The organism is Rhodospirillaceae bacterium, from assembly GCA_002746255.1.
In the GTDB taxonomy this organism is placed as follows: Bacteria; Pseudomonadota; Alphaproteobacteria.
In genome coordinates, this window is sequence record NVWO01000018.1 from 19,748 (window position 1) to 36,529 (window position 16,782).

A 16,782-nucleotide genomic window follows, 5' to 3' on the forward strand; every position below is an offset into this window, starting at 1 on the left:
CTTTTGAACGGTGTCTCCGACCCGTCTGGCACATGGGTGCCTGCAAGGGCCTCATGGCCGCCTGTGGGCCTTATTTCGGGAAGGTGGGGTTTTCAGAGAAGATGGGGTATGGTTCGATTCTAGGCATTCGGGCATAGCCGGTCGGCGGTTACCCATAAAGCCCGATGCCGGCTTCGACGGGCCGACCCCGCCGGGGCTTATTTTTTGCGTCGCCAGGCCAGCGTGCCGTGACGCTGTTTCCCAAGATATGAATCAAGGCTTTTTTGTCGGCCACCGCCCATGGCCGGAAATGTCGTCACGCCGGTCCAGCCGGTCTGGCCATGTTCGAACACCGAAATGCCGGCCCCGATGTCCCCAGCCCAGCGGCGGATATATCGCCGGCGCAGATGCCAGACACTCTTGCGCTTGCGCGACTCTTCCCACACCCACCATATTTCGTCAGGGTCTTTGATGGTTTCGGCCAACAGCAACAGCTGTGTGTGCCGGTCATGCTTTTTGACCTTGATGGCACCGGTTGCGTCGCGAAACAGGTTTTCGCTGATAATCAGATCTTCACCGGCGACGTCCGTAAAAATCTTGGGCTTGCCGCGCTTGGCCCCGAAGGCCGCCAGAAATTTTGCCACATAGGCTTCGTCTTTCAGATTGTCCGGCAGCCGCAGCTTTTTCGACGCCTTGCGCGCCGGTGGCAACGGCGGCAGGGGGACGCCTGGGGGGAAGCTTGCCGGCAGGCCGCCTCGCGGTGGCGGCGTAAACGCCCGCAGGCGCGCCTCGCCGACATTGTAATCAAAGCCGGGGGAGATCCCGACCGGCACCTTCGACACCTCGCCTGTGCGCTTGTTCAACCACTCGCGCGTCTTGATCTTCGGCGGCTTTGAAACCTTATGGCCAAAGCGCTTCAGATCGCGGTCGGACAATTGCTGAAAGCTGCACCGGCATTTCCAGCCATTTGGCGGCGTGTGGGTCTGCCAGAACCCATCATCGATCGGGCGCACAATACCGTGCCAATCCCGGTGCTGCGGCCGGGTTCGATCATCCAGTACGGCGATATAGCGCAGCCAGGGCCGCGTCTTTTTTACGCGCTGGGCGCGCTCCCACCTGCCGGCGGCATAGGACATGCGCAGATTCGTATCGAAAATGGTTTTCAAGCGCCGGTCCGATCCCAGCTGAACAAGCTTCGCCGTGCCATCCAGCGGATCTATTAATTCTTTTCGGCCCCACCATCCTTTTGCCTGGAGAACGGGACGCAGGTTTTTCTTGAATTTGTTGAAGGTGACGCCCTTGGCAATCGCCGTGTCGACCGCGCCACGAATGTCTTCCAGAATATCGACGCGCATGGCCTTGGCGACGGTAAAGGCGGCGGCGTGTTCTTCCTTCCAGACGTCGCGCCAGTCAAAGCCGACGGCCAAACCTTTTTTACGAAAGAATTTGACCGCCTCTTTGGGAGCAAGCGGGGCCAGTCTGATTTTCATATTTACAGATCCGCCTCAACCTCGCCGGCCAGCCGGGCAGCAAAACGCGACCGCGCGATCATCTCGGCCATCTTGCTTGCGTCCATCCCCTTGATCGCTTCGGCCAGGCGGCCGGTCAATTCCTCGAAGGACGCGCTGTCTTCAACCAGCTTTTCGATCGGGCCGACGATCGGCTCCATGAATTCTGTAAAGCCATCATCCTGCGCCAGCGCCGCAATCAGGCTGTCGATAGCATCGTCCGGCGCAGCTTCGGCAAAGGCAGCGTTTTTGGCTCGCTCCACTTTGGCGACGGGCTGCGCGGCGAGGGTCCAGCCGGGTCCGTATTTTTCCTGAATGGATTCTTCACTGGGCCGAAAGCCCATGTCGTAAATGATTTTGTCGGTCTCCGCCGACTGGCGCAGATCTTCCTCTTCCTCGATGATGCGCCACACCTTGRGCGTTTTCGCGCCTGGAAAATTCCATTCGGTCAGCCAGCGCAGCGGTCCGTCGCTAAGGCTTTCACAGATCAGATCGCTGTCGCCCTTGATGACATCATTACGCACATCCAGATGCACTTCCGCTTGCGAGCGCGACGATCCGGAATCCGTCGTCATGGTCTGGCTCAGAACGATCTTTGCAACCATTCCGTCCATATAGGTGCCAAACAAATGATGATCGCCGCCGGAACGGCGCTGGGCTTCCAGCAATTCCAGGGACATGCCTTCGGGGATCACGACCGCCATATCCCTGCTGACGGCGGCGGCGGCGGCCAGCAAGTTTTTCTTCGCCGTCTCGTCGGTGGATTGCCCGGCCGGGTATTTTCCAAGGGTCGTCGGGGTGCCAAATTTTTCCAGAGCCAGCGCCCAGAATTTGATGCCATTGCGTTTTAAAAACACCGGCCAGTACAGCCAGAAGGCCAGGCCACGGCCATAAGGATCGTCATCGGTGTCGTTGCCAAAATTGAAGGTCCAGAATTTCCGTTCCGGCATGAGGACGCCGTTCTGAACGCCACGCCGCATCAGGCGCAAGCCGCCATCCCGGTCAAAGCGAAACCGGCCCGCCTTGCGAACCAGAATCTGATCCAGCACGACCCGGTTGCCGTCGCGCGTCCAAAGGCATTCGCCAACGGCATAGCCGTAATAGATGCCCCACAGCATCTTGTCGGTGACCCGGTCGAATTTTATATGGGCCAATTGCTCCTTGATAAAATCTGCTGCCGCGATGTCCTGGGCGCTGTCGCCGCCCGGCGTCACCTCCCAGTCTTTCGACGTGACGGCACGCCGGCGCTGCTGAAACGTGCTTTGAATCTGATCGTCACGAACCAGTGACTCATATTGTTTTAAATTCGCGCCAAGGCGGGCAAGCAGCGGATCGGAATAAGGCACAATCTCGCCAGTGAAGCCGCCAAGGTCCAGGCCGTCGCCGGAGGCAGCGATTTCATCAAACACAGGTGGGGTCGGGCGGTTTTTATGCATCGTCAATATCCTCTAAAATCCGGGCCACCGCGCACGGAACCAAAGCCTGCGTCATTAAAGGACGGACCCTGGGCACCAATCTCATCGAAGGCACCCGCAGAGACGCGCGTCTCGCCCGTTGTCAGATGTTCAATTTCAACCGGCTCCATGAGGCTGGCAAACCAGGCAAGCACCAGCGCAATGGCCGCGTCCCCATGACGCTTTTTGTTCTTGTTGCCGGCATCCTGCCTGCGCAGTTTTGGCACGCGCGCAACGCCGTCGATTTTTTTGATGGATCGCAAATCGCCAAGGACGTTGTCGTCGCGCGCAATCAGCAACGTCGCGTCTTCAAAAGCGGCTTTCAACTTGGGCATGTTCTGGCGATACCAGTCGACCGAGAACATCACTTGCTGAATGCGCCCAAAGCCATATCGCTGGGCTGCGCGTTCGGCCAGGGTGGCCCCATTGCCGCCGGCATCCATCGCTGCGCCTGAAAATCGTGGCAGGCGGTCGAGAATATAAAAAAGAACCTGTTCCTGCTGATCGAAAGGGATGTTGCGCATTTCAACAACAAAGGGCGTGCGGCGGACAAGGTCGAGGCCGATTTGAAGCGGCCACAAAACCGTCAGATCGGCCACGCGGGCAAAGTCCTGGCCCAGGACGGATCGTTCTGCCGGGTTGAGCGCCGCCAGCACCGGACGCAGATTTTCCTCACACCAGGCAAGCGCATCGGCGCTGCGGATATGGGCGGGCTGCATGACAAAATCATCTGGCATTTCCCATCGCAGGACGGGTGCGTCTGGTGTCATGCGGCTTTCGATCAACGCGCCCGACAGAAACGCGCCGGAACCCTGGGCCGGGACGCAGAACAGTTCTTCATCGGCGTCCTCGCCATAAAACCCAACGATGCCGGCCCGCCATTGTTCCTTGTTTTTTACCGGCGCGCCCTTGGCTTCCAGAATCAGGCGGATACGCTCGTAAAGACCGTCCTCCAGGGCTTCATCAAAGGTGGTGCGCAACAGGGCATAAGGCTTGCGACCGGCGCGCACGTCGTTCACCAGCTGGTTGAAGGCGTTGCCATCGCCGTCATGGGTGGAAATGATTAAAACCTTGCCGCCCCACATCAGCAACGCCATGGCCGCTTTCAGCATCCCGGCCAGATCATCGTGAAAGGCAGCTTCGTCCAGGATCACATAGCCCTGTCGGCCGCGCAGGGATCGGGGCTTGGATGTCAGCGCAACAATCTCAAAACCGGACGCAAAATTGATCCGGAACGCCTGAATGTCCCGGTCGCCCTGCCGGTCCCGGTCCTTGAAAATAAACTCTTCGACGTCCGAACCACCCATGTCGAACGCCTTGGCCCACATGGCGCAGACGTCGATGAATTCGCGCGCCATGTCCAGATTGTAGCCGATGTAAAGGGCGTCCATGCCGCCGGCGATCGCTGCCGCCGCAGACGATAAAACCGCGTCGGCGCCAACGGCCCAGGTCACGCCGATGCGCCGGCTTTTTTCATAGACGGTGACCTGATTGGTCGCGGTGGTGGCCAGCAGTTTTTGCTGATAGGGCAAAAGAACATCCGGCAGGTGGCTTCCAACCTGCCGGAGCGCTTCGGGAAATTCCTGGGCGCGTGCCGGCATCATATCGCGACCTCAACACCAAGAATTTTGGATTTAATGGCGGCGACGGTTTCCGCCGACAGGCCCTGCTGTACGGCGACGGCGTCGATTTCACCGGCGGCGGCATCCTTGGTTTTCTGGACCGCCATCTGAATCAGCTTGGCTTCACGATTAACATCCATGCTTTGTGCCGCCGACATTTCTTTCAGGGTTTTTGCCAGGCGCATCAAATCCATCGGCGTGCTTTCTTCGTCGCCATCGACCTTGTTGATCAGAACGTCGAAGGTCAGCTTTTGCAAAATCTCGACCAGCAGACGCCCGGTCTTGCTTTCCGTCGCGTCGGGGCCGATTTCACGAATCAACGCATCGGCGATTTCGCGCGACTGGTTCAGCTTTTCGCTGACCTCCCGGATTTTTTTGGAATAACGCCCAAGGGCCGAGCGCGACGGTGCGTCCTGTCCGCATGCGTTGATCCACGCGACCAGATCGTCCAGGCTCATCCGGTCCTCGGCGATCAGCCTGTTCAGTTCGGAAAGAACGTCATCCGGAAGCTGTTTAACGGAGCTTTTATTGGCCATTTTATGGGCCTCAAAGATCCGGTGATGGACGCGCGATGCCAGGCATCGTCGCCATGCCTTTGGCAATGTCAGCTCCGCGCGCGGTCAGCGTGGCGGCCATCAGGCCGGCACGGGCATCCAGGATGTCATCAGGATAGCGAAGGCGGACAACGCCTTGCTCGGACAGCCAGGCCATGTCGGCCCGCACCTGGTCCAGGGTTCCCGGCTGCGCGCTATAGGCCAGCCCGCGATATAAAGTATCGTCGTTCATGGTGTACGCAGGCGCGCCTTCCAACAGGCACAAAATGGCTATTCGACGATTTTCGCTCAGCGTTTTAAGAAAACGTTCACGCCGGGTGCCTTCGAGATTTCCGCTCATTTGCTTTCCCTCAAAAATCTGTCGATCATGGTGGTCTGGCTGCGCATCACGTCCTGCAAATCCTTAATCCCTTCAAGCTTGGCGTTCAGCGCCTTCATGTCGCCGTGAAGATCGGAGAATTTTGCGGTCAACGCGTTCAGCGCGTCCCTTGTTGGCGTGTGATCCAGCTCCGTTTCGATTTTCGCCACTCGCAGTTTCAGCTTGACGGCGCGCTCATCCATTTTGGTCAGTTCCTCCTTGGTCGCCTGGGTGCGGCGCGCAAGGACCGAATAAATAATATTTCCGCCGGCAAGCACGGCGATGATGATTTCGAAAAAAAGCCGCGCCGCATCCCAGTTAAACGGTTCCATCAGCCCCGGCCCCATTTCTGGCGCTCAGTGTCTTTCTGACAATCCGCGCAGCGTGTCGTGCCCGGCTGGGCTTTTTTCCGCGCGCGGGGAATCCGGCAAAGGCAATCGGTGCAGTTATCAACTTCCTGTGCAGGCGTCCCTGTGCGCCGGCGAACCCCGTCCAGGGCCGCTTTGCGTTGACGCTCTTCCAGCGCCTGTGCGCGATCGATGACATCTGCCATTACCGGCCTTTCCATGCTTTGATTAAATTTGAAACGGCGCCGCCGGCGGCCTCAACCGTGGCGGCAGAGGAATTGAGCGGCGCGCCCGCACGGATTTCATATTCCTGCGATTTGTCGCGCTCGCGACAGCCCATGTATTTTTTAATCACGTCGGCGCAGACCCAGAACGAGGCCAGCAAGGGGGCCCAGATCATCTCGGCCACAGGGGCCGCCCCGGCAACCAGATCCCAGATGGAATCGGTAATCGGAAAGGGTTTCCCCGCCAGGGCAAAGCCGGATCGCACCAGCCATTCCAGCGCCGTCATCCAGAACAGGATTTTGATGGCATTCGAAAAGGTCTCGATCACGCCCATGGCGCGCCGGGCAATTTCCGGCCGCGCGCTGGCGCGAAGCTTTTCCGCGTCGCCATCCATGGCAATGAAACGCTCGGTATCAAGGGCCTGCATCCTGGCTTTGACGCGCAGGGTTTTTTCGATGATGTCCGCGCGCTTGCCTTCCGGCAATGCGGCGACTTTGTCAGCCAATTTTTCCGGCGTGGTCTCGCCGGACAGCTTGCTGCCGGTGACAGCCTCATAAATGACTGATCCCGCCGACATCACGGCGGGTGCGAATTTCAACGCGGCCAGAAGGGCGGCGATCATACCGCCACCACATAGCCTGGCGGCCAGACATCAACGTCCATCACCTCGAGATGGATTAGCGCATTGCCAAAGAAGCCGGTCAGGAGTTCCATGTCCCTGTCAAACAGGCGCAGGCAACCATAGGTGGCCATCAGCCGATCGCTGCCGCGCCCGCCATGAATGGCAAGGCCGGTGCGGCCGTTTTTTGCTGCCGAAAACGCGTCGCCCGTCAAGCCGTCAAGAAGAATGGCCGTAGCACCAAAGGTGCGATGAGGTGGATCATATCTGGTGACGCGCGTCAGCTTGTAGACACCCGACGGCAGATCGCCCCAGGGCAAAGCCGGATCGCGTTCAGGATTTCCTTTTGCAGCCGCGCGCGCGTTGTCGGCCTTGCCGCGACAGGGGATGTCGTAAAGCCTGTGATGGCTATTCTCGTTCCACACGCGTAAAAAACCGGGCAAGCGTCGGTCTGTCGGCAGATAGGCTCTAAGGTGTGAAATTTCGCGTTCCATGTGAAAAAGTATGGAGGCGAAGGACAACAAAAAAGACCCTGACAATTGTCAGGGTCGGACGGAAAACTTGCCGGGCAGAGGAACCCGATTATGCCACGGGTTTAATTTTCAGGAAAGAGCGGCAGGGCCGCACCCTCGCGGAGGCGCTTGCCCATGCGACGAACGGTGCGCTCATGAACGCCAACCGCACGCGCGACAATCGGCACGGATTTGCCGCCGGAAAGCATCCTCGCCGCTTCGGCGCGCCGGGCACCTTCGCCGCGAAGGCCTGCCATTGGGATCAGCAATCTGCCATGGCCTATTTCGCGCGCGATCGCGCGTGCCGCCGTCATGCCGACCGCCTTGACCAGGGGCGAATCGGCTCGCGGGTTTTTGGGAATGGAAATTTCAGTGCCGCCATAACGGCGCGCAAGGTTGATTGCCGCGCCAGCGCCTGCGGCCTCGGCAATCTGCGCCAGCACGCCGGGGAATTTTGCAAATCGCAACGGCTCACATCCAGTCATCGTCTTCCAAATCTGCGTTCTCTTCCCGATCTTCCTGATCGGCCTCAAACCCGGCTAAATAATCCAGCAGTTCGGGCGTCGCCTCGGTCACCAGCACATTCCGGCCGCACAGATCGCAAAGATCGGATCGCGCGATAATTTCACGGATGGCGCGCTCGGGTGTCATCGGATTTCCATTCCTCTTACGCCCGGAACCCGCAGCGCTGCGGACAAGGCCTCGATGGCCAAATCCGCCGCCGCTTCATCCATAAAAATGGGGTCTTCTTCCAGGCGCTTTGGATTGTTTGAAAACGCGCGCCGGGCCAGCCAGGCGCCGACACCGGACGGCGACCCGCCGATCGCTTCCCACTGACATTTTATCAGGGCGACCTTGGCGGCAAATCCGGCGGCGCTTTTTAAGGGTGCCATGCCGGCGTCGGCCCGAAGGCTGTGGATTGCCTCGATCGCTTCACTGTCCGGCAGGTGAAAGCCAATTCGTTCACACCAGCCGCGTAGCGCTTTGATCACCCGATCGGCCTGGGCCGCATCCAGCCATTGCAGCGCGTCGGCCCCCGACATGCGCTTGACGTATTTCGCAAGTGCCTCTTCGGACGGGTCCAAAACCACGCCCAAATGGTAGAGGTTCAGCCAAAGCGCCCGGATTTTTTTGGCCAGTGGCTGAACCGCCAGTGGCCTGGAGCCCGCACGCCTGGGCGCAGATTTGGCACGGCTGGGTTTACGGCTGGGTTTAAAGCCCTTGTCCTTTAAACAATTCAGCAGATCTTCCAGATCGGAGATGATCAAATTCGTCGCCGACCGGACGCCATAGCGATTTTCAAGCATCTGGCGATAGGCGTCGTCATCGATGCCCAGCTGTTTCTGCCCGATTTTGATTTTTGCAATCAGCCCGCGTCGCACGGGCGTGGTGGCGTATTTCCGCAAGGCCGTCATTCGCCAGCCCCTTTCACCAACGACCATTCAATGACCTGGCCGCGAAATGGGTATCCATAGATGCTCCCGATCCAGCCACACATTTCAGAAGAATTTTTAAACCCGTCTGCGCGGGCCAAATCATCAACGCTCAGATGATGTAGACACACACCCGATATTTTGACGGTGCCGTTTGCCTTTATCACGATTTCGCGCGCCATCGTGCAGACGGCATCACCCAGCTTGCGGCAATTTTTTGACCGCATGCCCGTATATAGTTGAATGGCACCTCCTACAGTGCAGGGGAAGGTGCCGTCCTTGCGCAGCTTGCGGATGGTTTGAAGTTTTTCCCCACGTTCAACGATCAACGCAAACCGTTTATGGAAATTAAGGGCCGTCATGCTTTTTCTCCTTTGCTGACCTTCTGCCGCAAATGATCAATGGCGCCTTCATCACGAAACCTTGTCGCCGGCCGTTTCCGGCTTGCTTTCCAGAGGACGGACTTCCAGCTGCTCGCTCTGGACGAAGGTCACGCCTTCGACGGCCTCGGCTTTTTCGCGGTCTTTCAACATCGCCTCTTTGTCGATGCTTTCACGAATCCGGATAAACAGGTTCAGCCTCAACTCTTTCAGGCGCTTCATCACGGCGGCGCTGTCTTTGATGGAAACCTTTGTCGGGTCCAGCCGCCAGATCAGTTCACCGGTGGACAGCACGGCGGTTTTGCTTCCGGCGCGGCAGATTTCCGCCCGGTGCTTTTCGCCCCACATGGTCAGGCGCTTTGTCATGGCGGTCAGGTTTTTGCGCAAAGGTGCCAGCTCTTCCGACGCCTTCTTTTTAATCGCTGTCAGGTGATTGTCGCGCGTGGCTTCAATGACACCGACAAGGCGTTGTTGCTCGCCCACCTGCGCCAGCAGCGCTTCGGCCTCTTTAATACTCATGTCTTCGAAGGCCGGGGCTTTCAGTTTTTTTCGAATCGCCATTTTAAATTTCCTTCCAGGCTCCAAACGCCCGTTTGATTGTCCGCCACATCGACCCCACCAAAAGATGCAGCGCCAGGGGATAAATCCGGTTCCGCAACCGGATCACACGTTTCATGTTCCGCCGCTTCATGTGCCGGTCCTTTCAGCGTAGAGCTCCTTGGCACATGGCCGGCAGCGGCGATTGCCGCAGCCGGTGCTTGGAAATTGCTTGCCGCATTTCAGACAGGTCCGAAGCCCCGCCCCACCGCGCGCGGCGTTGGGATAGGCGTGGTTGCCATTGCCGGAGATATCTCGCCACGCTTCCCCACTGCGTGGTTTTTTCGGCGTTGGGTCCGCCTCGTGCAGGGCAGGCGCATCCGGCACCGACCAGCCGCGACCGCAGGCAATCATCCGGGACGTGTTGCCCGTGATTTCAATCAGCGTCCATTTGCCCCTGGGGGACACCAGCAGCTGCACGATGCCGCCGGCGTTGGTCTTGCCCTCACCCGCCAGCTTCGCGTATGGGCTGATCGTGGCGGCGGTTTTGACAACCTTCCCGCCGTTGGCTCCACGGCCGTGAGGCAACTTGATTTTTATGGCCAGTATGCGTCTGGCAAACTCGAAATCATTTTCTAGAAATTCGCGAATGCGCCGCACCGCATGGATCACCGTTGTGTGATCGCGGCCCCCGAACATGAGGCCGATTTCCGGCAGCGAATGCTGGGTCATCGTGGCACACAGATACATCGCCACCTGTCGCGGCCGGACGATGGCTGTACCAAGCTGGCGACCGTCCATTACGTCCATCGGAACATTGAAGGCCGCAGCAACATGGCGCTTGATTGCGCCAACCGTCACGGTCATGCGGCGTCTCCCGGAACGGCTGGGATGGCGCGATGGGCGGGTGCAAGGCGCACCACGTTGTTTCCAAGGTCGCCGTCGGCGAGGCGCAGATTGGCCGGCACCTGGCCGCTTTCCAGCGCCTTTGCGTCTTCGACCGCCGTCGTCAGTATTGCGACCAGGCTTTCCACCTCGGCACCGCCCATCGCAACGCCGGTTGCTTTGAATTCAACAAATCGTTCCACTAAAGACGTCAGATTTTTACTCAACATCATCACTCTCCTGGGATTCGTGAATGGGTGCAGCCACCCCGGCACGCGCGCCACAGGCGGATGCGCCGATTGGACGTGGCCGTAAATTTCTGCCGCTGATTGGCGATGCATTTGTCCGTGGTAATTTCGCCATCGACGGGGCATTCCACCGTCGCGCCCATCAGGCTGCCGCGCGCCGCCTGTTCAACGGCCCCTAAATCGCCTTTGTATGAGTGTTTGAGGACCGCATTAATTGTGCCTGCCGTGTAGCCAATCCGGATTGCCGCGCGGCTCTGGCTGGTGCGATCACATTCTTCTGCCAGAACCAAGACCCAGTCCGGCAGCCGCTTGCCCCATGCGGCCTGTGCGCTATCTCTGGAAATAGATTTTTTCATGCAATTTTCCGTTCGCGAAGGCTGTGGATTTCACCCGTGTTCGGGTCCACCAGGGCGTCGTTTTTTTGGGAAAAATATGGGGCCGTCGGCCCGGTGTTTTTAACCAGCAGATAAACGACGTGGCCGGGCGACGTCGGGGCCGTTCCGCGCCGCCGGTGTTTCAGCTTCATCACCCACCCGGCACGGGTCAGGAAGTTCAGATAACGCTGAACGCAACCGCTCGGCCGCTTGGTGCCGGGCCGCGATGAACCATCCATCAGCGACTGGATTTCCGGCACGGTCGCCTTTTCAAGCTGCCGCAACGCGCGCCAGATTTTCGACTGAAAACTGTGCGGGGCAGCGGAACGCCGCCCGGTGTGTGGGCGGCGGGGGCCAGAGGTAATTTTCCGCCCAGCCGCGCGCGCCGTCTCGCCCATGGCGGTCAGCCGGTAACAGCCTGTGGTGACGCGTTCAACCAGACCGCGCCGGCGCATCACATCCATCGAATGGACGATGCGACGATGGGTGGCTTCCAGCAAATAGGCCATCTCCTTGATCGTTACCGGCGCGCCGGGCGGCGGCATCCGTTCCAGCAGCTGGTTGGTGAGCGTCGTCATTCACGCCGCCTTTGTCTGAAAATCGTGGACAAGGGTCTTGCCCTTGATGTGGTCCAGGGCAACCTGCTGGCCCTTGTTACGTTTCCCAATCCGCTCAACATTGGCGATGGCCTTGACGATGTCGCGGATGTGCCCTTCCGATTCACGGAAAACCTGCTCAATCACCTCAGGCGTCACCGGCACTTCGCATAATTCGTCGAAGCACAGCTGCACGTCCTTCATCGTGGCCGGCAGAAAGTCGGCGCGCGCGCCGATGCGTGTGCGAAATTGCGGCTTGGTGCGAAGCTTGCTCCACACCCATTCGCGACCCAGAAGCACAAGCGGGATTTCGACCAGGTCAGAAATATCGCGAATGCTTTCCAGGGTTTTGATGTCGTTAAAGGCGTTTTCGACCTCATCAACGATAATCGGGCGCGGGTTCTTGGCAAGCATGCCGGTGGCCTGGGCAAACAGCCCTTCGCAGGAATGGGCCGGGGCCGCTTCGCCCAGTTCCGTCACCAGATCGGTCAGCACCCAATGGGGCGTTGCAGCAGCTTTCAGGCGCAGGAAGACGGCATCGTGTTGAACCGCCCACCATTGGCCGGCGCGGCTCTTGCCGTGGCCGGCGTTGCCCTGAACCATGATGATTGATGCCTCAGGTGCGCCCCGGTCATCGAGGGATGCGGCGGCTGCCAGAAAGCGATCGACATTCGCTGTTTTTACAAATTTTGGCCTCACGTCTAGCCTCCAATTGTTTTGATGTTGGCCGGTTTATCCGGCGGCGGGACATCCGCGCCCAGCAAAAGCCGGAAGGACGGATTTTCGAGAAGTTCAGCGACGCGCTCTTTTTCAGATGCGTCGGCTTTATCCGGGTTTGCGATGATCCAGCGGGCAAAATCCGCGTCGGTGTCGAAATAGGGCCGGGCCGCAGCGGCAGACGGCAGGATGTGGACGTTGTCTGCGCCGGCGTCGTCGCTGTTAAGCGCTGCCCAGGCCGCATCCGCTGCCGCCTGATCTTCGTCAGAAAGCGGCGCAGGTTCGGCTTTCGCCCCCAGTCGCGCCATGGCGTCGCTCGACGTCGCCATGCGCACGACTTTGCTTTCCACCGGCGGCAGATTTTCTGGCGTCGGCAGCTGGGTGGCCAGTTCTTTTCCGGTCAGCGTGCGATGAAGGTCCAGCAGGCCTTTCGCAGACTTCATCCATTGGCGGCGTTGACGTCCGTGATCGCGCGCGGCGGCGGCGTCGGCAAAACCAACGGCTTCGATGCAATCGGCAAAGCACAGATAGGAACCGTCCAGCCGGTAAACATGCAGGCCGTCGTGCAGATTGTCGGGATCAAAGCGCGTGATCAACGGCTGGCCGCGATGGGCGGCAAGCGTGTCATCCCAATAGCGATTTCCAAGCAGCTTGATGACGCCGTCGCGGCTGGCGGCGCGCACACCTTCGGCAGCCAGCAACCACAGACGCCGCTGTTCGTCGGTCGCTTTTTTGATGGGCGCGGTCCGATAGGATTGCCGGAACGTTTCTGCGAAAGACCGGCCCTTGCAGGCGGCAGCCAGACGGCCAGGTCGCTCGTTATGCTCGCCAATGCAACGGTCGACGACGCGGATAAAAACATCCAGTTTTACGGCCTTTGAACGGTAGTTTTCAGGCTTGTTTAAGGGCGTGTTGCCAGTCCATGCCCCTTCAAATTCAGGCTCTTTCGCGATGTCGGCGCAAAAGTCACGAAACCCGCGCTCAATCGGTTTGGACTGGCCGGAATAAGGCAGCGTCCAATGCACGTTGACGCCAAGCTGGGTTAGAAGACCTACAGGCTCTTCGTCTTTGATTTTGAAGCGGAACCGATTGGCAATGCCGCCGGTCAGCCACTTCGATGCGAAGCTGCGACCATTGTCCAGATAGATGCTCTCTGGAATTCCAAAGTCCTCGACCATGTCACCGATGGCAAGGCGCACCGCTTCCTTGTTTTCGCTGCGGTCGAACCGCCAGCTTAAAAACATTCCGGAATAAAGATCCTGGATGGCAATCATCATCGGCCGCGCGATGGTCCCGTCGGGCCATTCGACCCAGACGTCCCACAGATGGCCATCGGCATTGACCGCTTGGAGCGCATGAAAACCAGACCGGTCGCGTTCCTGGGCCGGGTACATTTTTTTCAACGCGTCGACCCCGTGGCGCGCCAGGGTAACGACCGCAGGTGCAACTTCCTTTTCAACGCGACGCTCCATCGTGCGCTGCGACGGGATTTTCCAGCCCTGATCTTCGGCGGCACGTTGCAGGCGGCGATAACAGGACCGGCTTGTCGGGCGCTCGGCGCGCAGATAATCGGATTTATAAAATTCCCAGGCTGACGCGTCGCAGGGCTGCGTCTTGACCCGGCCCGCATGGCGCGGTGCCAGTGCCGGCAGCCAGTCAGCGCGGGGCACGCCGGTGACCAGATCAAACCAGGAATAAATGGAACTTTTTCCCTTGCCGGAATGCTGCGCCACCGTGGCGACGGCCAGGGCCTTCTGAAAGCCCCCTTTTTCCAAAGTCAGCACCGCATCAAGCGTTTCAAGGCGCGCGCGCGCCGTCTCTTTGCGCGTGTCAGGCAGCCCCTCGAAAAAAGCCCAGGCCGCGTCGGTTGATAAAATTTTCCGCGCGGCAGGCTTCGTCGTTTCAGGGTTTAATTCGATGGCGATCCGGGCCTGGGCTTTCGATGGCAGAACCGAATAATGATATTCATATCCGCCACCACGGCCCTTGCGCCGCCGCGCCAGCTTCACGCCGGCAACGCTGCGCCGGTCCTGCCAGCCTTCGCGATCTGCCATCAACCGCACACCACGTTCCGAAGCCGGAATTTCCGGCAGGTTCATCCCGGCGATTTCGGCGGGCGTCAGCCATTCTTTCATAGCGCGCCGCCTTTGCGCGCCACATTGCGCGCGATGGCCAGCCGACGTTTCAATTCTTCCTGCTTGTCGGCCAGCTGGCCGACCTCGATCCAGGTGAGATAATGGTCGGGCACGATGCTGTGGCCCATCTGATCCCCAGCCAGCTGCAAAATGCGCGCGTCCTGGGTGGCAACGGCCAGGGCGATGATGCGGATAAAGGGAATATTGTGATCGGTTCGGGATTCGCTGGAATAGGCATCCAGCATGTTTTTTGTGACGCACTCGCCAAGCCAGCGCGACATGCTTTTGGATATCTCGGCGCGGCTGAGGGAACTCTCTGTCAGCGTCGCCGAAACCGCCTTTGCGATGCGATCGCGCAAGGAAGCGGCGCGCACCGTTTTTTCAGAGAACCGCACCACCGGCGACGGCGGCTGCCAGTCCAGTAGATCCAGGGTGTCGGTGTCCCTGGACCGCATCAGCCATGATCCTCAATGTGCTGTTTAAAGAGGGTTCGGGCCTTCTGGTTGGTTCGCTCCCAGGCTTTGACCAATATCTGAAACTGCTTTTCTTCCAGGGACAGATTGGGGGCGGTATGGCCCTCGATAATCTTGCGCGCGAAGGCAACCGATGGCGCCGGGTTTTTTGAATCTGTGAGGATCGCGGCCACCTTCTTCTGGGTGGCCGGTTCCAGCTTGGAAAGTGCCTCTAATTCYCKCTGATTGTCCTCAAAWTCGGTGCCGCGCATCATTTCAGCCGCCGCGTGGGAAAGCCGCGCGCYGATGGCCGTATCCCGCTTGATTGTGCGCAACCCCCGCTCGGACCGCAGGACAACATCCGCGTACCAAGATGCCAACTTGGCATCTTGCTTTTTTGTCCGGTTTCCGCCGTGTTTGGCGTCCGGATTGGCTTCCTGAAACAGACGTTTCAGTTCGGCGAGGAACTGGGCGCGCTCCAGSGCGGACAATTCGTTGCGCGCCAGATTTTCCAGAATTTCRGCRCGGCGAAGTTCAACCTCTGTGCCAGAAACGATAAAGGCCGCGATTTCGTCCTGACCGGCCAGCTTGCAGGCGGCAAGGCGGTGCGCCCCCGCGACCAGGCGGTATTTTTTATCGCCGCGCAGGCTGGCCGACACCTCAATGGGCTGCCGCAGGCCGCGCTTGCCAATATCCAGGGCCAGGGCCTTGACCGCCTCGACCGTGGCGGGGCGCAGGCGGTTTTGAACCGCAATATCCGAAATATTGATGCTTTTGATGTCTTTCATGTTTACGCGGCCTCCCTGTTTTTGGCATGGACAGGCCCGGTCCACCTGCTACCCTTCGAGGGTCTTTTAGGCTTGCCATTTGGGTGATACCGTGAAGGCCAGATTGCCTCGGGAGGCTTTCCGATACGCGCGGCGATGATGCGCTCAACGGCGGGCCAGGGCCTGATCAGGGCGACCCTGCAGGCGCTTTCGCAATAGCCGGCGGCGAGCGCGAGTTGCCGCAGATTTGTGCCGCTTTTGTGCACAACCGCGATGATGTCGGCTTTGTGCCAGTCCTGCTGGGGCTTTTTAATCGTTTTCATTTTCATGCGGCCTCAGGCCGTTTTTTAGGGCTGTTTTAATTCACTAGAGTTACCGACTATGTATAATTTTTCATACAATATCAACATAAATATTCAGATATTGCCTGGATTGCATGAATAAAGGTGCATATTAGCCCCTATCCTATTGTTTTAAATGGTTTTTACCCAATTCATCTTTGGATATTTATTAGCCGATGCTCACACCGCAAGTTCGCCTGAGACACGCCGCCAAACTTTGTGGTGGGATTCGCGCGCTGGCTAAGAAATCTGGCGTGCAAGAGCGGACGCTTGCCAGTTGGCTTGCAGGAACGGAGCCAAAGTCCAGAGGGATTGCGGCGGTTGCTAAGGCCGCCGGGGTGTCTTTGGAGTGGCTGATTACCGGCGCGGGGGAAGAACAGCCATCCGGCGGCGCTGTTGCGACCAGCGGCCCACTCAACGAGGCCCTTTTGCAAGACGTTATTACCGCAATTGAAGAGCTGCTTTTTGAACGAGGGCTTGAGCTGACGCCGGCGAAAAAGGCGCGCGCCATAGCCCTCGCTTTCGAACTGTTTCAGGAAGAAGGCGCGGTCGACCGGGAAACGGTCATCCAGCTCATTCGTCTGGCCGCATAGGTGCCGAGGATGAGCAGAAAGAACTTTATCAAAAGCGAATTATCGGCCGTTTTTGCGTCTGCGACGCCGGCGCATTTTTCTCAGACCACCTGGAAAGACCAGTACCGTCTACATCGTGCGCGCGCCGTCAAGACTATCGAAAAAAT

General features: G+C 58.9%; 24 protein-coding genes. 1 reads left to right on the top strand and 23 read right to left on the bottom strand.

All coding sequences use genetic code 11. From position 1 onward, the window contains the following. Positions 1 to 197: 197 nt before the first annotated feature. The 23 genes from COA65_08935 to COA65_09045 form a co-directional block, all read right to left on the bottom strand. The gene (locus COA65_08935) at positions 198 to 1,469 is read right to left on the bottom strand and encodes a phage head morphogenesis protein (protein PCJ57859.1); all 1,272 of its coding nucleotides are present in this window, start codon (positions 1,467 to 1,469) and stop codon (positions 198 to 200) included. 2 nt (positions 1,470 to 1,471) lie between these two features. Continuing rightward, entirely contained in the window at positions 1,472 to 2,923 is a 1,452-nt protein-coding gene (locus COA65_08940) for a portal protein (GenBank protein PCJ57860.1), read from the bottom strand. Between the two features lie 2 nt (positions 2,924 to 2,925). Beyond that, positions 2,926 to 4,542, bottom strand: coding sequence for a hypothetical protein (locus COA65_08945; GenBank protein PCJ57882.1), 1,617 nt, complete (start codon positions 4,540 to 4,542; stop codon positions 2,926 to 2,928). Further along, positions 4,542 to 5,099: a hypothetical protein gene (locus tag COA65_08950; protein PCJ57861.1), complete on the bottom strand. Its 558-nt coding sequence runs from the start codon at positions 5,097 to 5,099 to the stop codon at positions 4,542 to 4,544. Before COA65_08950 ends, COA65_08945 begins: the two co-directional genes overlap by 1 nt. A 10-nt stretch (positions 5,100 to 5,109) precedes the next feature. After that, positions 5,110 to 5,457 (bottom strand): hypothetical protein, encoded by a 348-nt coding sequence (locus tag COA65_08955; GenBank protein ID PCJ57862.1) that lies wholly within the window; start codon positions 5,455 to 5,457, stop codon positions 5,110 to 5,112. Continuing rightward, positions 5,454 to 5,822, bottom strand: coding sequence for a hypothetical protein (locus COA65_08960; GenBank protein PCJ57863.1), 369 nt, complete (start codon positions 5,820 to 5,822; stop codon positions 5,454 to 5,456). The genes COA65_08955 and COA65_08960 overlap by 4 nt, the downstream gene beginning before the upstream one ends. Further along, positions 5,807 to 6,028: a hypothetical protein gene (locus COA65_08965; protein ID PCJ57864.1), complete on the bottom strand. Its 222-nt coding sequence runs from the start codon at positions 6,026 to 6,028 to the stop codon at positions 5,807 to 5,809. The genes COA65_08960 and COA65_08965 overlap by 16 nt, the downstream gene beginning before the upstream one ends. Beyond that, positions 6,028 to 6,669, bottom strand: coding sequence for a hypothetical protein (locus COA65_08970; GenBank protein ID PCJ57865.1), 642 nt, complete (start codon positions 6,667 to 6,669; stop codon positions 6,028 to 6,030). The genes COA65_08965 and COA65_08970 overlap by 1 nt, the downstream gene beginning before the upstream one ends. Next, positions 6,666 to 7,160, bottom strand: coding sequence for a hypothetical protein (locus tag COA65_08975; protein ID PCJ57866.1), 495 nt, complete (start codon positions 7,158 to 7,160; stop codon positions 6,666 to 6,668). Before COA65_08975 ends, COA65_08970 begins: the two co-directional genes overlap by 4 nt. A 101-nt stretch (positions 7,161 to 7,261) precedes the next feature. After that, on the bottom strand, positions 7,262 to 7,663 hold the full coding sequence (locus COA65_08980) for a helix-turn-helix domain-containing protein (GenBank protein PCJ57867.1): 402 nt from the start codon (positions 7,661 to 7,663) through the stop codon (positions 7,262 to 7,264). Further along, positions 7,650 to 7,829 (bottom strand): hypothetical protein, encoded by a 180-nt coding sequence (locus COA65_08985; GenBank protein PCJ57868.1) that lies wholly within the window; start codon positions 7,827 to 7,829, stop codon positions 7,650 to 7,652. Before COA65_08985 ends, COA65_08980 begins: the two co-directional genes overlap by 14 nt. Continuing rightward, on the bottom strand, positions 7,826 to 8,593 hold the full coding sequence (locus COA65_08990) for a hypothetical protein (protein PCJ57869.1): 768 nt from the start codon (positions 8,591 to 8,593) through the stop codon (positions 7,826 to 7,828). The genes COA65_08985 and COA65_08990 overlap by 4 nt, the downstream gene beginning before the upstream one ends. After that, positions 8,590 to 8,973 carry a hypothetical protein gene (locus COA65_08995; GenBank protein PCJ57870.1) on the bottom strand — a complete coding sequence of 128 codons (384 nt, stop codon included), beginning with the start codon at positions 8,971 to 8,973 and terminating at the stop codon, positions 8,590 to 8,592. The genes COA65_08990 and COA65_08995 overlap by 4 nt, the downstream gene beginning before the upstream one ends. A 51-nt stretch (positions 8,974 to 9,024) precedes the next feature. Continuing rightward, positions 9,025 to 9,552 carry a hypothetical protein gene (locus COA65_09000; protein PCJ57871.1) on the bottom strand — a complete coding sequence of 176 codons (528 nt, stop codon included), beginning with the start codon at positions 9,550 to 9,552 and terminating at the stop codon, positions 9,025 to 9,027. Between the two features lie 126 nt (positions 9,553 to 9,678). Further along, the gene (locus tag COA65_09005) at positions 9,679 to 10,395 is read right to left on the bottom strand and encodes a hypothetical protein (GenBank protein PCJ57872.1); all 717 of its coding nucleotides are present in this window, start codon (positions 10,393 to 10,395) and stop codon (positions 9,679 to 9,681) included. Further along, complete coding sequence (locus COA65_09010; protein PCJ57873.1) at positions 10,392 to 10,643, bottom strand: hypothetical protein; 252 nt, start codon at positions 10,641 to 10,643, stop codon at positions 10,392 to 10,394. Before COA65_09010 ends, COA65_09005 begins: the two co-directional genes overlap by 4 nt. A 2-nt stretch (positions 10,644 to 10,645) precedes the next feature. After that, a complete protein-coding gene (locus COA65_09015) occupies positions 10,646 to 11,017 on the bottom strand; it encodes a transcriptional regulator (protein ID PCJ57874.1) in 372 nt (123 codons plus the stop codon). Then, positions 11,014 to 11,613 (bottom strand): hypothetical protein, encoded by a 600-nt coding sequence (locus tag COA65_09020; protein PCJ57875.1) that lies wholly within the window; start codon positions 11,611 to 11,613, stop codon positions 11,014 to 11,016. Before COA65_09020 ends, COA65_09015 begins: the two co-directional genes overlap by 4 nt. Beyond that, positions 11,614 to 12,330 carry a hypothetical protein gene (locus tag COA65_09025; protein PCJ57876.1) on the bottom strand — a complete coding sequence of 239 codons (717 nt, stop codon included), beginning with the start codon at positions 12,328 to 12,330 and terminating at the stop codon, positions 11,614 to 11,616. Positions 12,331 to 12,332: 2 nt separating this feature from the next. After that, positions 12,333 to 14,483 carry a hypothetical protein gene (locus tag COA65_09030; GenBank protein ID PCJ57877.1) on the bottom strand — a complete coding sequence of 717 codons (2,151 nt, stop codon included), beginning with the start codon at positions 14,481 to 14,483 and terminating at the stop codon, positions 12,333 to 12,335. After that, a complete protein-coding gene (locus COA65_09035; protein ID PCJ57878.1) occupies positions 14,480 to 14,938 on the bottom strand; it encodes a DNA transposition protein in 459 nt (152 codons plus the stop codon). Before COA65_09035 ends, COA65_09030 begins: the two co-directional genes overlap by 4 nt. Next, complete coding sequence (locus tag COA65_09040) at positions 14,938 to 15,723, bottom strand: hypothetical protein (GenBank protein PCJ57879.1); 786 nt, start codon at positions 15,721 to 15,723, stop codon at positions 14,938 to 14,940. Before COA65_09040 ends, COA65_09035 begins: the two co-directional genes overlap by 1 nt. 2 nt (positions 15,724 to 15,725) lie before the next feature. Next, a complete protein-coding gene (locus COA65_09045) occupies positions 15,726 to 16,025 on the bottom strand; it encodes a transcriptional regulator (GenBank protein PCJ57883.1) in 300 nt (99 codons plus the stop codon). Positions 16,026 to 16,219: 194 nt separating this feature from the next. Here COA65_09045 and COA65_09050 point away from each other — a divergent pair, with 194 nt between their 5' ends. Continuing rightward, positions 16,220 to 16,636, top strand: a complete 417-nt coding sequence (locus COA65_09050) for a hypothetical protein (GenBank protein PCJ57880.1) — start codon at positions 16,220 to 16,222, stop codon at positions 16,634 to 16,636. Positions 16,637 to 16,782 lie beyond the last annotated feature (146 nt).